Origin of the sequence: Pseudomonas sp. UYEF17 (genome assembly GCF_040546125.1) — a bacterium.
Lineage (GTDB): Bacteria > Pseudomonadota > Gammaproteobacteria > Pseudomonadales > Pseudomonadaceae > Aquipseudomonas > Aquipseudomonas putida_Z.
Genome location: NZ_JBEPNE010000006.1, coordinates 87,310 through 100,652 on the forward strand (window position 1 = coordinate 87,310; position 13,343 = coordinate 100,652).

Sequence of the window (13,343 nt, forward strand, 5' to 3'; positions counted from 1 at the left end):
TGTGGGAGCGGGTTTACCCGCGAACACCGGCGAAGCCGGTGCCATGCACCGTGTCGCATTCTTCGCGGGTGAACCCGCTCCCACAAGTTGCGCGGCGCGCTTGAGGAATTTGCTGGCCATATCACCACTGCAAAAAAATTGCAGTACAGCCGCATTTTTTTGAATTAGCCCAATCTCACCCCACCCGGCAAAATTCCCCCACGAAACCCTGCGGTTTCCATCTCTCCACGGACGGAGCCCCTTGTGCTATTGCAACCGCAATACGAGGCCCAGGCCACCTCGGCTGGGCTTTCTTTTTAACCAGAAAAACTACAGATTCCGATTACCTACATGTCTGCCTCGCGTTCCGAAAGTCGTCTGCAGCGGCTGTTGCCAGCGCCCCTGAATATTCCCCCCAAAGAATGGTTGCGTGCCGGTATCGGCGCGTTGCTCGGCCTGTTCCTCGCCGGCTGGCTGACCAGCATGGCCTATGGCCCCAGCATTGCCTTGCACCTGCTCGGCCCGCTGGCGGCTTCGGCCGTGCTGGTGTTCGCCGTGCACTCGGGCCCGTTGGCCCAGCCCTGGCCGGTGTTGGGCAGCTACGCCCTGGCCGGCGCGGTCGGCCTGGCCATGCGCCAGGGCTTCGGCCCGGAGCTGTGGGTGGCCGCTGCCGCCCTGGGTATCTCGATCCTGGTGATGTGCCTGCTGCGCTGCCTGCACCCGCCAGGTGGTGGGGTGGCGGTGAGCGCGGTGCTGGCCGACCCGGGGCTGACCGCCATGGGCGACCACCTGCTGGAGCCGGTGCTGCTCAACGCGTTGATCCTGGTAGCGGTGGCGATCCTCTACAACCGCCTTACCGGCGTGCGCTACCCGAAAGGCGCGGTGCCGCGCAAGGACCTGCACCACACCCATGACCCGCTGCCCAGCGAGCGGGTCGGCATCCGTGGAGAGGATCTGGACCAGGCCCTGGAAGAACTGGGCGAGTTCGTCGACGTCACCCGTGACGAACTGGAACGCATCATCCTGGCCACCGAGCAACACGCCCTGCAGCGCAGCCTTGGCGGTATCACCGCGGCCTCGGTGATGTCCCGCGACGTGCAGTTCGCCACGCCCGACACCACTCTGGAGCAGGCCTGGAAAATGCTGGCCAGCCACCACCTGAAAACCCTGCCGGTGCTGCAGCAGGGCAAGCTGGTGGGAATCGTCAGCCTCAGCGACCTGGTCGGCCCGGCCATGCAGCGTGGCCGCTTCAGTTGGCGCGGGTTGTTCGGCCGCAAGGCGGTGCGCATGGAGCAGGTGATGAGCCGCCGGGTAATCAGCGTCAGCAGCCAGCACCCGCTGGAGCGCTTGCTGCCATTGCTGTGCGAACAGGGCCTGCATTGCCTGCCGGTGCTCGATGCCGACCAGTTGGTGGGGGTGATCACCCAGACCGACCTGATCGCCGGCCTCAAGCGCCAGCTGCTCAGCAAGGCCGAGGCTTCAGATAACCGGGTCCCAGCGTTGTGACCAGTCGCTGGCGCCGGCGGCTACCAGCCGGCGCAGGATGGCGAAGGCCTGTTGCAGGGCTTCGCTGTCGCGCTTGCGCGGGTACACCAGGAAGGTCGGGTAGGTGAATTCCGGCGCCTGCGGTACCCGCTCGAACACCCCGCTGTCCAGGTAGGCCTGCACCACCCGCGTGCGGAAGTAGCCACTGCCGCCCTGGTCGAGTATGAACTGCAAGGCCAGCGGGCCCAGGTTGAAGCTCAGCGCCGGGCGCGCGCAGTCGGGCAGGGCGGCATCGTGCTGGCGACGGAAGGCTTCGCCCCAGTCGATATAGATGTACGGGTCCGGTTGGGCGACCCGGCGCACACGGATCAGCTTTTCCTCCATCAGCTGCTCCACCTGCAGGCCCGGGCCGTAGGTCGGCTGGTAGACCAGCGCGGCATCCAGCAGGCCCATCTCGACCTTGCGCAGCAGCGATTCGCCGTCGCTCACCTCGCTGCGGATGGCATGGCTGGGCAGCTCGCGGTGCAGGGCACTGACCCAGTCGAGCAGCATCGGGTTGCCCAGGCTCACCTCTCCGCCCACGTGCAGCACTTGCTGGCAGCCTTCGGGCAGCGGCAGGTCGCGGCGCGCCGCTTCCCAGGTTTGCACCATCTGGTTGGCATAACTGACGAATGCCTCGCCGTCGCTGGTCAGGCTGGCGCCGTTGCGGCTGCGCACGAACAGCTGGCAGCCCAGTTGCTGCTCCAGGCGCTGCACCCGCGCGGTGATCGCCGTCTGTGACACGAACAGGCGTTCGGCGGCGGCGACCAGGCTGCCGCAACGCACGATTTCCAGAAAGGTACGGGCCTGATCGATGTCCATGAGCTGCTCGGTGGCTGAAGGGTGGCCTATTCTAGAGGCTTTGCACCGTTATGGGGCGTTTTTGCGTTGTCTGCAAATTTGCAGGTCGGTTGTGACTTTAGTCCCATGGCGGCGCGGGTGTAGCGGTCCATACTCAAGTTTCGCCCTTCAATAACAACAAGTACCGGGTTTCTTTCGATATGAGCTACCAGCACAGCTACGCCCATTCCATTTCCGACCCTGCCGCTTTCTGGGCGGAACAGGCCGCGCACCTGGCCTGGCACCGCAAGCCTGCCCTCACGCTGCAAGACAATGCCGACGGTACCCACCGCTGGTTTGCCGATGGCCGCCTGAACAGCTGCTACCTGGCCCTCGATCACCAGATCGAGCAGGGCCGTGGCGAGCAGCTGGCGCTGATCTACGACTCGCCGGTGACCGGCGTGCAGCAGGCCTACACCTACCACCAATTGCGCGACGAGGTGGCGAGCCTGGCCGGGTTGTTGCGCCAGCTGGGGGTGAACAAGGGCGATGGCGTGATCATCTACATGCCCATGGTGCCGCAGGCGGCCATGGCCATGCTGGCCTGCGCGCGGATTGGCGCAGTGCACTCGGTGGTGTTCGGTGGCTTTGCCGCCAACGAGCTGGCCTTGCGCATCGACGATGCCCGGCCGACGCTACTGCTGACGGCCTCCTGCGGGCTGGAGTTCGACCGGGTAATCGAATACAAGCCGCTGGTCGATCGCGCCCTGCAACTGGCCCGCCACCAGCCGCGCAACGTGCTGGTGCTGCAGCGCCCGCAGGCGCGTGCCCAGCTGCAGCCGGGCCGCGACCTGGACTGGCAGGCGGCATTGGCCAAAGCCGAGCCGGTGGCACCGGTGGAGCTGGATGCCGGCGACCCGCTTTACATCATGTATACCTCTGGCACCACCGGCAAACCCAAGGGCATCGTGCGGGAAAACGGCGGCAATGCCGTGGCGCTGTGCTACGCCATGCGCCATATCTACGGCATGCAGGCCGGCGATGTGTGGTGGGGCATATCCGACGTGGGCTGGGTGGTCGGCCATTCGCTGATCGTCTATGGGCCGCTGATGAGCGGCTGCACCACGGTGTTCTACGAAGGCAAGCCAATCCGTACCCCGGACGCCTCGGCCTACTGGCGGGTGGTGGAGCAATACAAGGTCAATGCATTGTTCTGCGCGCCCACGGCCATGCGCGCCATCCGCAAGGAAGACCCCGAGGGGGAGCTGATCAGCAGGCACGACCTGAGCTCGCTGCGCCAGTTGTTCCTGGCTGGCGAGAAACTGGATTCCAGCACCCACGAATGGCTGGAGCGGGTCAGTGGCAAGCCGGTGCACGACCATTGGTGGCAGACCGAGACCGGCTGGCCGGTCACCGCGCCCTGCGTAGGGCTGGAAGGCAGCGCGGCGAAGCCGGGGTCGAGCAACCGGGCGGTGCCGGGCTATCACGTGCGCGTGCTGGATGACGAGGGCCACCTGCTGGGGCCCAACCACCAGGGCTCGATCGTCATCGCCCTGCCATTGCCGCCCGGGTGCAGCCAGACGCTGTGGGGCGACCATGAGCGTTACCTGCAGGCCTACCTGCGGACCTACCCGGGGTATTACCACACCGGCGATGGTGGCTACCTGGACGATGACGGCTTCGTCTACATCATGGGGCGCACCGATGACGTGATCAACGTGTCCGGGCACCGGCTGTCCACCGGCGAGATGGAAGACCTGGTGGCACGCCACCCGGCAGTGGCCGAGTGTGCGGTGATTGGCGTGCATGACGAGATCAAGGGGCAGGTGCCGTTGGCCCTGGTGGTGCTCAAGGACGGCGAGGGCATTGCCGAGGCGCAGTTGCTGGTGGACCTGGTGGGCAGCGTGCGCGAGGAGATTGGCGCGTTGGCGTGTTTCAACCGGGTGCGGTTGGTGAAGCGGCTGCCCAAGACCCGCTCCGGGAAGATTCTGCGGGCGGTGCTGCGCAAGATTGCCGACGGGCAGGACTATGTGCCGCCTTCGACCCTGGATGACCCGGCGGTGCTGGGGGAGATCGAGGCGGTGCTGGCGGATTTGCCCAGGGCGGGTTGATGTTTGGACTTTGCTGGCCTCTTCGCGGGCATGCCCGCTCCCACAGGTATTGCACAGTTCTCAAGGCCTGTGACATCCCTGTGGGAGCGGGCGTGCCCGCGAAGAGGCCGGCCCAGGCAATGCAGTTCTAGGGCCCTACCTGATGCAGCTGCCCCAACCGGCTGCGCGTACGCATCAGGTCGGCAAGCGGCCCGCCCAGGCTTTCTTCCAGCGGCCGTTTGCCGATCACCAGCACCTGCCGGTCCTGGTCATACAGCACATCCACCAGGTTGACGAAGCGCTGCTGCGCTGCCAGTGAACATTCAGACAGATCATCCAGCCCATCGATGATCCACTCATCGTACTGCCCGGCCAGCACCAGGTAGTCGATCACTGCCGTGGCCTTTTCGCACAGGTCGTCAAAGCCAAGCACCACCCGCCGGCCATCGACGGCCAGCGCGCGCAGGGGGCGCTTGTTCACTTCCAGCATCACCGGCTGCGGCTCGGGCACCTTCAGCGCCTGGCGCTGCGCTGCATTGCCCGGCCAGACATAGTGGCCCCGGGTAAAGCGCTGATGTTCGCGGTTGGCCGGCAGGCTGCGGAAATCGGTATCGCCCCCCACTTCCAGCACTTCCATCGCGCTGTTGATCAGGCGGATCACCGGCAGGAAACGTTCGTGGTACAGCGGGTTGGGCAGCAGCCCTTCGGGTGCATAGTTGGACGTCACCAGCAGGAACACGCCGCGGCTGAACAACGCATTGAACAGCCGGGTGAGCAGCATGGCATCGCCAATGTCGTGCACATGGAATTCGTCGAAGCACAGCACCTGGCAATCGCCTACCAGCTCGTCGAGGGTCGCGCCCAATGCATCGTCCAGCGCCCGGTGGCGGTGCATGCCCTGGTGCAGGCGGGCGAAGAAGTCATGGAAGTGCAGGCGCAGCTTGGCCTGCACCGGCACCGCCTGGAAAAAACCATCGAGCAGCCAGCTCTTGCCCCGGCCTACCGAACCGTACAGGTACAGGCTGCGCGGCTGGCCTTGTTCGAGCTGCGCCAGTTGTTCGGCCATGCAGTGGATCACCCGGCGTTGGCCGTCGCTGAGCTGGTAACCGCGGCTGTGCGCCTTGTCCTCGAACCAGCCGAGCAGTTCGCTCTGGTTGGCGGCGGCGCCGCGCAGGCGTTGGCCAAGCTGGCGTAGCGGGGTAGGGATCCAGGCAGGCAAAAGCAAAGCTCCTTGGGCGATGGCGGGGCAGCGTGCAGCTTGCCCGAGGGCGGCCATTTTGACCAATACAGAAAGTGCGCGGCAATCATCGCCTGATGAGATAGGTTTGCCATGGCAGGCGTACAGTAGAGGCTGGAGCCGATGCGAGGAGGGGCGAGCATGCACGCCGACCATGATCTGCAGCGTTTCGTCGAGGCGCAGAACCCTGTGTATGACCAGGTGATGCAGGAGCTGCAGGCCGGGCGCAAGCGCAGCCACTGGATGTGGTACGTGTTCCCGCAGCTCGATGGCCTGGGCCACAGCGCCATGGCCGAACGCTATGCGCTGGCCGGTATCGACGAGGCCCGTGCCTACCTGGCTCATCCGCTGCTTGGCCCACGCCTGGAGGCCTGCGTGACTGCACTGTTGCAGCACAGCGACAAGAGCGCCCGTGAAATGCTCGGCAGCCCCGACCACCTCAAGCTGCGCTCGTGCCTGACCCTGTTCACCCGGGCGGCGCCCGACAACCCGCTGTTCCAGCTGGCGCTGGTGCAATTTTACGGCGGTGATCAGGACGCCCTGACCCTGGCCATGTTGCAGGGTTAGCTCAGGCCTTGTGCTCCAGTTGGCGCTCGATCATGTACTTCACTGCCAGCCGACGTTCTTTCAGGCGGCGCAGGTCTTCATCCTCGAAGTTGCCCGCCGAGATCGACTCGGCGGCCAGCACCTGGTTGTCGATGTCCATGTACTCGTCCAGCAGCCGGTCCAGTGCCTTGTCCTGCTGACGGCGTTGCTGGACGATTTCGCGCGGGTAGTGCAAGTCCTGGTAAAGGTCGTGGGAGACAGGCATGGGGTCCTCCTTGGTCAATGCAGATGGCTCATCTGATTGGAAGGGAGGAAAGCGATTGTGTTGAAGCCAAGCGGGCGGAAAACGACGGATGGTCGCCGCGCCAACCCCGAAAATGACTAACTCGCTGTTTTTTGGTAATTTTTTTTCATCAGGGGGTTCACAGACCGAAAGTTTGTTGTTAAAGTGCCGCGCATTCCAAGACAACAACCCAGTTGTCACTCAGTTGGAATTGTCAGAGCAGCAAACGCTGCATCCGATACAGGGGCGTCGCCAAGCGGTAAGGCAGCAGGTTTTGATCCTGCCATGCGTTGGTTCGAATCCAGCCGCCCCTGCCATTTTCTTGCTTCAAACGTATCTCGGTCCGGTGCTTGGAAAGACAAGCGCTGGGCTTTGTCGTTTCCGCAGGTTTTGTCGCGGGTTGTTCGGTCACCTGGCAGTTCCAAGCATCTCGTTCAGCAAGCGGGCCAGTTCATCGGCCTGTACCGGCTTCTGGATCACCAGGCTGCCCGGCAACTCCAGCCCCTGCAATTCTGCATAACCGGTAAGCAGTACCACCGGCAGTTGCGGGTACCGCTCGCGTGCCGCCAGTGCCAGTTGCGCACCGTTGAACTCGGGCATGGCGAAATCGCTCAGTAGCAGGTCGATCTGCTCATCCAGCAAGGCCAAGGCCTGTTCGCCACTGTGCGCCTGGCGCACCTGGTAGCCGTACTGGCGCAACACATCACCGAGCATGTCGCGTACCAGATGGTCGTCATCCACCAGCAGCACGGTGCGATTGCGGCCGCTTTCGCTTATCGAGTGGCTGAACAGCGACGGCACCGGTTCGTTGACGGCTTCACCCTTGACTGCCGGCAGATACACGGCCACCTGCGTACCACGCCCAGGTGTGGTGTCGATGCGCACGCCACCCCCGGACTGTTTGGCGAAGCCGAATACCTGGGCCAGGCCCAGGCCAGAGCCCTTGCCGATATCCTTGGTGGTGAAGAACGGCTCGAACACCTTGGCCAGCACCTCTTCACTCATGCCGCAGCCGGTATCGCGGATGCTCAGCATCACGTACTCGCCAGGGTCCGGGTCTTCCGGGCGCTGCGGGCGGGCGTCGATCCGGGTGTTGCGGGTCGACAGCGTCAGTTGGCCGCCGTCGGGCATGGCATCGCGGGCATTGATCGCCAGGTTGAGAATGATCATTTCGGTCTGGGTCGGGTCGGTCAGCGCCTGCCACAGGGTTGGTTCCAGGTCCAGGCGCACCGAGACATTGCCGCCCAACGTGCGGCGCAGCAACTCTTCCAGGCCGGCCAGGGTGCGGTTGAGGTTCAGCGCCACCGGTTCCAGGCGCTGGCGGCGGGAGAAAGCCAGCAACTGCGAGGTCAGCTTGGCACCGCGCTCGCCGGCTTCGCGGATGTGCGTGAGCCGCGCACGGGCTTTTTCAACGTCGGCTTTGGCCAGGTCGCGCTCGAGGAAGCTGGCACCGGTGAGGATTACCGTCAGCAGGTTGTTGAAGTCGTGAGCCACACCGGCGGTCAGCTGGCCGACCGCTTCAAGCCGCTGCATCTGCTGCAGCGCGGCCTCGATACGTTCGCGTTCGGCGATCTGCTCGCGCAGGCGGGCGTTGGCTTCGGCCAGGCCCAGGGCGGCTTCGCGCTCGCTGGTGATGTCGCGCGCCACCACGTACAGCAGGGTGTCTTCCGGCACCACCACCCACGACAACCAGCGTTGCTGGCCACCGGCATCCAGGATACGCCCGACAAAACGGGCGCTGGTGCGGCCATGGGCGAGGGCGGCCAGTTCGGTGAGCAGCAGCTCCTGGTCGGGCTCGGGCAACAGGTGCAGCAAGGACGACTGGCTCAGGCGTTCGCGGGACAAGCCCAGGCTGGCTTCCCAGGCGGGGTTCAGCGCGACTGGGGTCAGGTCCTTGTTGAGCACGGCCAGCAAGTCCTGCGACAGCTCCCAGGCACGGTCGCGTTCGCGGGTGCGGCGCTCGACCCTTTCACCCAGCATCTCGTTGAGCTGGCGCAGTGCCTGGTTGGCCAGGCGCTGGGCATGGATGTCCTGCAGCACCCCGGAAAAACGCATGCACTTTCCGTCGACGAACTGGCTCTGGCCACTGCTGAGCAGCCAGCGCGGTTCCAGGCCAGCGGGTTGGGCGATGCGGAATTCGACCCGATACAGGCCGCCACTTTCCGGGCACATGGCGTGCTCCACCGCCTCGCGCACCTGCGGCAGGTCGTCGGGGTAGATGCCGGCGTAAAACACTTCGAGGCTCATTTCGGTATCGGCGGGCAGGCCGAACAGGGTCTTGCAGCGGTCATCCCACAACAACAGGCCTTCTTGCGGGCGCATGTCCCAGGTGCCCATGCCGGCAGCGTCGATGGCAATGCGTGCACGTGCCTCGACGTCGGCCAGGGCTTCTTCGGCGCGGCGCCGGCGCTGGCGCTCCTGCACTTCGGTCAGGGCCCGGCGTACGGCCTTGGGCAGCAGCGGCAGGTTCTTCTTGAGTACATAGTCGGTGGCGCCCAGGCGGATCATTTCCACCGCATGTTCTTCGCCATAGATGCCAGACAGGAAGATGAACGGAATGTCCGGTGCCAGGCGCTGGGCGATGGCCAGCACTTCGGTGCCGGACGAGCCCGGCAGCACGCAGTCGCACAGGATCAGGTCGTAGCGGGCCTCGCTCAGGGCTTGCTCGACACCGGCATGGTCGAACACCAGTTGCGCCTGCACCTGCAGCCCGCTGCGCTCCAGGCGCATCAGGGTCAGTTCGGCGTCCATCGAGTTGTCTTCGACTATCAGCAGTTTCAGCGGCGTTGGCTGCATCGTCGCGGGCACCTCAGATGCTGCCACGCCGGTTCAGGCGCAGCGAGCCGGGTGGCGGTTCGTTGAGTACCGCCCAGAACACCCCCAGGTCGGAAATGGCGGCGACGAATTCCTTGAACTCCACCGGCTTGACCACGTACGCGTTCACCCCCAGCTCGTAGGCGCGCAGCAGGTCGGGCTCCTCGCGCGAGGACGTCAGCATCACCGTCGGGATGCTGCGCAGTTCGGCGGTGGCGCGTACTTCCTTCAGCACCTCCAGGCCGTCGACCTTTGGCAGTTTCAGGTCCAGCAGTAACACGGCGGGGTTGCCATCGTCACGTTGGGCATAGGCATTGCGCCGTAGCAGGTAGTCGAGTGCTTCGGCACCGTCACGCAGCACGATGACCTCGTTGGCCAACTGGCTGCGCTCCAGCGCCAGGAGCGTCAGCTCCAGGTCCCGTGGGTTGTCTTCGACCAGCAGGATGGGTTTGAGCATGATGGTAGCGGTGCCTCAGGTAGTCGCGGGGTAGCGCGGGAGGGTGAAGTGGAAGGTTGCACCCTGGCCAACCTTGCCATGGGCCCAGACCCGGCCGTCGTGGCGTTCGATGATGCGACGCACGCTGGCCAGGCCGATCCCGGTGCCTTCGAAGTCTTCCATGCGGTGCAGGCGCTGGAACACGCCGAACAGTTTGTTGGCGTAGGCCATGTCGAAGCCCACGCCGTTGTCGCGAATGCAGATCTCGGTTTCGCCCGGGTGTTGCACGGCACTGATGCCGATGCGCGCCGGGGTGCGCCCACGTGTGTATTTGATGGCGTTGGCCAGCAGGTTGTGCAAGGCCATGTTGATGAACGCCGGGTCACCGACCACCTTGGGCAACTGGGCAATGTCCCAGACAATTTCGCGGTTTTGGTAGTCGGGCGCCAGTTCGCTGCGAATGGCCTCGACCAGGGCGTTGAGGTCGACCTCGGACAGGCGCAGGGCAGAGCGGCCCATTTGCGAGAAGTTGAGCAGGTTGTCGACCAGGCTTCCGGCAAAATGCGCGGCTTCCTCGATGTGTTGCAGAAAGCGCCTGCCGCGCTCGCTGAGGCCCTGGCCCTCGATTTCGCCGAGCAGTTCGGAGTAGCCGGCAATATGGCGCAGGGGCGCGCGCAGGTCATGGGACACGCTGTAGGAAAACGCTTCGAGCTCCTTGTTCGATCGGCGCAGCTCCCCAGCCAGCTGCGCCAGTTCCTCGGCCTTGCGCAGGACAATGCCGAGCACTGCCGTGCGCAGCTCCTGCACGCCTTCGATGACCAGTGGGTGCCAGGGTTCGCAGTAGCCGCGCAGTTTTTCCTGCCAGCTTTCGAAACTGTGCCGCGGGTCGAGGTTGCCCTGCGGCCCGACCTGTTTGTTCGGCTGCCCGGCCCAGTTCACCGTGCGCACCTGCTCGGGGCGGAACCACAGCAGGTAGTGCGAGTGGATCTGCGAAATGGCCACTGCCAGCACACCGCCTGCATGGGCCGCGAGCTCGGGCAGTTCATCGATGTCGCGGCGCAGGTTGTCGCTGTGGAACACGCTCTCTTCGCCACGCTGGGAGAGCCAGTGCACCAGGGCGTTTACCTGCGCGGCCGGAGGGGTCTTGCCGATCAGGTCGCAACGTTCGGCGGATATGACCGCGGCACCTTGGGCGCCGGCGAAGGTCAGCAGTACTTCCGGCAAGTCGCGCAGGCCGTCGCCGACACTGTCATGGTCGGCCATGGACGAGATCATGCGCACGATGTGTTGGCGCAGCTCCAGCAACTGGCGAGTGTTGGCGTGGGACTCGCGCGACTCGATCTGCAGCGACAGCACACTGGCCAGCAGTTCGCAGGCGGTACGGGTGCGCAGGTCCACCGGGCGCGGCTGTTCGTGATGACAGGACACCAGCCCCCAGAGTTGCCCGTCGACCACGATCGATAGCGACATCGATGCCAGGGTACCCATGTTGCGCATGTACTGCAGGTGCACTGGCGACACGCTGCGCAGCGCGGCAAAGCTCAGGTCCAGCGGCTTGCCGGTGCGCGGGTTGGCAGCGGGCAGCAACGGCGAGGCCTGGTAGTTGGCGTCCTCGATCACGCGGATGCGGTTGATTCGGTACAGCTCGCGCGCCTGGCGCGGTATGTCCGAAGCGGGGAAACACAGGCCCAGGTAGCTCGGGTACCCCGGGTCGGCAACCTCGGCCAGCACCTGGCCGTTGCCTTCGGCATCGAAGCGATAGGCCTTGACCCTGCCAAAGCCGGTGATGCGCTTGAGCTGCAGCACGGTTTGCTGCAGCAGTTCCTCGAGGCTGCCGGCCTGGTGCAGGCGGCCTACGAAGCTGCGCACCAGCGGGTAGTAGTCGCCTTGCCCGGCAAGGTCCGCCGGCAGACGAGGGGGTTCGAATTCGGCGATCAGCACCTGGTCGTGACGATGGACCAGCAGGTGCAGGTTGCCGCGGCAAGGCGCGTCCTGGCGCAGGTGCACATCGCTGATGTGGAACGGAAAGACCTCGTCCTGCGGCAGGCGCGCCAGGTGCAGGCGCAGGTCGAAGGCACCGCTGACCAGTTCGGCGAACTCGCGACCTATCAGTTCACTGGCCGGTATGCCCAGCCAGTGTTCGACATTTTCACTGGCCTGGAGTACCCGCATGTCGGTTTCGTCCAGCACCAGCAGGAAACCGTGGGGCTGGATGCTGCCAGGCAGCTGGATCGGCTCCTGGGCGCAGCGCTCGAGGGCTTGGGTGAGCGTGCTGTCTGCAATCATCTATGAAAACGCTCCTGTCGTGTCCTTCCATGCATGCCGCATGAGTCTAGGCAGGATGAAGGGGATACACCCTAACAGAATATCGGCCCAGATAACGGCCTTTGGCCATTTGAGGAGAATGTCGGCGATGCGTTCTGTGTCGTGCGGCTTTTTTTTCAGGTGGTAGCGCTTTTTGGCTAATACAAAAAAATGGCTCGATGCCAGCAGCGTGATGCCACTCCGCTGCTACGCTCAGGTCAGCAGACATCGACAAGGATAATTAGGTGACGGAGCGCTACCTGGCCGCCCTGTTGGGCCTTATGTTGAGCAGCAGCGCCATGGCGGCGGACTTCCTGGTGGAGGTGCGGGTGCTGGTGCAGCGCGGCTGCATGCTGGTCAACCAGCCCCGCGATGCCGGGGCTCAGGCGCTGGGGCGCATCGACCTGGGCGCTGCTGCACGGCTGGATGGCCCTGGCGCGCCGCTCACCGGCGCGCTGTTGAGCCAGCGCCCGCCACGCCTGGAATGCAATCCCCACACCCCCTATCAGGTCCGCGTCGACGGTGGTCAGCATGGCGGCGTCGGCGATTTGCGCTTCCTGGCCAGTGACGATGCCACGGCCCGGCCCATCCCGTATCGCCTTTACCGCGACGCTGCCTGGCGCGAACCGCTGGCGGTGAATGTGGCGCTTTCGGCGCGGGTGCCGGACAGCGGTTCGGTCGAGCTGCCGTTGTTTGCTCGGATCGACAAGCTGGCCTGGGTACCGCCTGCAGGCTTGTACGCCGACCTGCTCAAAGTCACCGTCAGCTGGTAGGGATGCCGCCATGCACAAGGACGCGATGCCATGAACCGTACCTCGATCCTGCTGCTTTCCCTGGGCCCGCTGCTGGTGCCCGGTGGTGCCGCGCATGGCACCAGCACCGGTTTCATCCAGGCGCGGCTGGTGATCAGCACCGCTTGCCAGATCAGCAGCAACGAGACGCAACCGGCAACGGTGGGTAACCCCGGCCTGATGGACTTCGGCGAGCGCGGACCGAACTGGGACCAGCCGCTGCGCAGCCGGGTTGATGATGTGAGCGGCGAAGGCAGCCTGCAGATCAGTTGCACGCCCGAGGTGCGGGCGTTCAACGTGCGCATCAACGGCGGCCTGAATGGCAGCGACGGCATACGGCGCCTGAGCAACGGCCGCGAGCTGATCCCCTATCAACTGGCGATCGACCCAGGCGGTAACAGCCGCTACGGCATCGGCCAGGCGCGTGCCTTCACCATCAGCAGTACCCGGCAGATACCGATCCCCATCTACGGTGTGGTAGTGGCGCAACCGCGCGCGCTGCCGGCCGGGCTTTACCGTGACACCCTGAGGGTGACCCTGGACTGGTAACGACACAAGG

Annotated in this window: 11 protein-coding genes and 1 tRNA gene; 6 read left to right on the top strand and 6 right to left on the bottom strand. The window is 64.8% G+C overall.

Annotation, left to right across the window (positions count from 1 at the left end; translation table 11 throughout):
• Positions 1–330: 330 nt before the first annotated feature.
• Positions 331–1,485 carry an HPP family protein gene (locus tag ABIB24_RS12085; protein WP_085663157.1) on the top strand — a complete coding sequence of 385 codons (1,155 nt, stop codon included), beginning with the start codon at positions 331–333 and terminating at the stop codon, positions 1,483–1,485.
• On the opposite strand, the gene ABIB24_RS12090 is transcribed toward ABIB24_RS12085, so the two are convergent.
• Positions 1,459–2,325 carry a LysR family transcriptional regulator gene (locus tag ABIB24_RS12090; protein WP_025338453.1) on the bottom strand — a complete coding sequence of 289 codons (867 nt, stop codon included), beginning with the start codon at positions 2,323–2,325 and terminating at the stop codon, positions 1,459–1,461. The two genes, ABIB24_RS12085 and ABIB24_RS12090, sit on opposite strands and share 27 nt — an antisense overlap.
• A 179-nt stretch (positions 2,326–2,504) precedes the next feature.
• Here ABIB24_RS12090 and ABIB24_RS12095 point away from each other — a divergent pair, with 179 nt between their 5' ends.
• A complete protein-coding gene (locus ABIB24_RS12095; RefSeq protein ID WP_137163478.1) occupies positions 2,505–4,394 on the top strand; it encodes a propionyl-CoA synthetase in 1,890 nt (629 codons plus the stop codon).
• A gap of 127 nt (positions 4,395–4,521) precedes the next feature.
• Here the strand turns inward: ABIB24_RS12095 and zapE are convergent, their stop codons facing one another.
• Positions 4,522–5,592, bottom strand: a complete 1,071-nt coding sequence (gene zapE / locus ABIB24_RS12100; RefSeq protein ID WP_084785133.1) for a cell division protein ZapE — start codon at positions 5,590–5,592, stop codon at positions 4,522–4,524.
• A gap of 159 nt (positions 5,593–5,751) precedes the next feature.
• On the opposite strand from zapE, the gene ABIB24_RS12105 reads away from it, so the two are divergent.
• A complete protein-coding gene (locus ABIB24_RS12105; RefSeq protein ID WP_137163479.1) occupies positions 5,752–6,177 on the top strand; it encodes a DUF1810 domain-containing protein in 426 nt (141 codons plus the stop codon).
• A 1-nt stretch (position 6,178) separates the two neighbouring features.
• Here the strand turns inward: ABIB24_RS12105 and ABIB24_RS12110 are convergent, their stop codons facing one another.
• Positions 6,179–6,421 carry a DUF465 domain-containing protein gene (locus tag ABIB24_RS12110; protein ID WP_025338457.1) on the bottom strand — a complete coding sequence of 81 codons (243 nt, stop codon included), beginning with the start codon at positions 6,419–6,421 and terminating at the stop codon, positions 6,179–6,181.
• A gap of 260 nt (positions 6,422–6,681) precedes the next feature.
• On the opposite strand from ABIB24_RS12110, the gene ABIB24_RS12115 reads away from it, so the two are divergent.
• Positions 6,682–6,756 (top strand) — tRNA-Gln (locus ABIB24_RS12115).
• Between the two features lie 91 nt (positions 6,757–6,847).
• On the opposite strand, the gene ABIB24_RS12120 is transcribed toward ABIB24_RS12115, so the two are convergent.
• The 3 genes from ABIB24_RS12120 to ABIB24_RS12130 are packed head-to-tail and all read right to left on the bottom strand — an operon-like array spanning position 6,848 to position 11,975.
• A complete protein-coding gene (locus tag ABIB24_RS12120; RefSeq protein WP_137163480.1) occupies positions 6,848–9,235 on the bottom strand; it encodes a response regulator in 2,388 nt (795 codons plus the stop codon).
• Positions 9,236–9,248: 13 nt separating this feature from the next.
• On the bottom strand, positions 9,249–9,710 hold the full coding sequence (locus ABIB24_RS12125; protein WP_075044618.1) for a response regulator: 462 nt from the start codon (positions 9,708–9,710) through the stop codon (positions 9,249–9,251).
• A 15-nt stretch (positions 9,711–9,725) separates the two neighbouring features.
• Entirely contained in the window at positions 9,726–11,975 is a 2,250-nt protein-coding gene (locus ABIB24_RS12130) for an ATP-binding protein (protein WP_075044619.1), read from the bottom strand.
• A gap of 263 nt (positions 11,976–12,238) precedes the next feature.
• Here ABIB24_RS12130 and ABIB24_RS12135 point away from each other — a divergent pair, with 263 nt between their 5' ends.
• Together ABIB24_RS12135 and ABIB24_RS12140 are read left to right on the top strand one after the other, a co-directional pair.
• Positions 12,239–12,766, top strand: a complete 528-nt coding sequence (locus ABIB24_RS12135; protein WP_075044620.1) for a Csu type fimbrial protein — start codon at positions 12,239–12,241, stop codon at positions 12,764–12,766.
• Between the two features lie 30 nt (positions 12,767–12,796).
• Positions 12,797–13,333 (top strand): Csu type fimbrial protein, encoded by a 537-nt coding sequence (locus tag ABIB24_RS12140; protein WP_075044621.1) that lies wholly within the window; start codon positions 12,797–12,799, stop codon positions 13,331–13,333.
• The last annotated feature ends 10 nt before the right edge of the window (positions 13,334–13,343 follow it).

What these genes read in the sequence shown, in the direction of transcription:
- ABIB24_RS12085 (WP_085663157.1), top strand. Translation starts at nt 331, where the DNA reads ATGTCTGCCTCGCGTTCCGAAAGTCGTCTGCAGCGGCTGTTGCCAGCG.
- ABIB24_RS12090 (WP_025338453.1), bottom strand. Translation starts at nt 2,325, where the DNA reads ATGGACATCGATCAGGCCCGTACCTTTCTGGAAATCGTGCGTTGCGGC.
- ABIB24_RS12095 (WP_137163478.1), top strand. Translation starts at nt 2,505, where the DNA reads ATGAGCTACCAGCACAGCTACGCCCATTCCATTTCCGACCCTGCCGCT.
- ABIB24_RS12105 (WP_137163479.1), top strand. Translation starts at nt 5,752, where the DNA reads ATGCACGCCGACCATGATCTGCAGCGTTTCGTCGAGGCGCAGAACCCT.
- ABIB24_RS12110 (WP_025338457.1), bottom strand. Translation starts at nt 6,421, where the DNA reads ATGCCTGTCTCCCACGACCTTTACCAGGACTTGCACTACCCGCGCGAA.
- ABIB24_RS12120 (WP_137163480.1), bottom strand. Translation starts at nt 9,235, where the DNA reads ATGCAGCCAACGCCGCTGAAACTGCTGATAGTCGAAGACAACTCGATG.
- ABIB24_RS12125 (WP_075044618.1), bottom strand. Translation starts at nt 9,710, where the DNA reads ATGCTCAAACCCATCCTGCTGGTCGAAGACAACCCACGGGACCTGGAG.
- ABIB24_RS12130 (WP_075044619.1), bottom strand. Translation starts at nt 11,975, where the DNA reads ATGATTGCAGACAGCACGCTCACCCAAGCCCTCGAGCGCTGCGCCCAG.
- ABIB24_RS12140 (WP_075044621.1), top strand. Translation starts at nt 12,797, where the DNA reads ATGAACCGTACCTCGATCCTGCTGCTTTCCCTGGGCCCGCTGCTGGTG.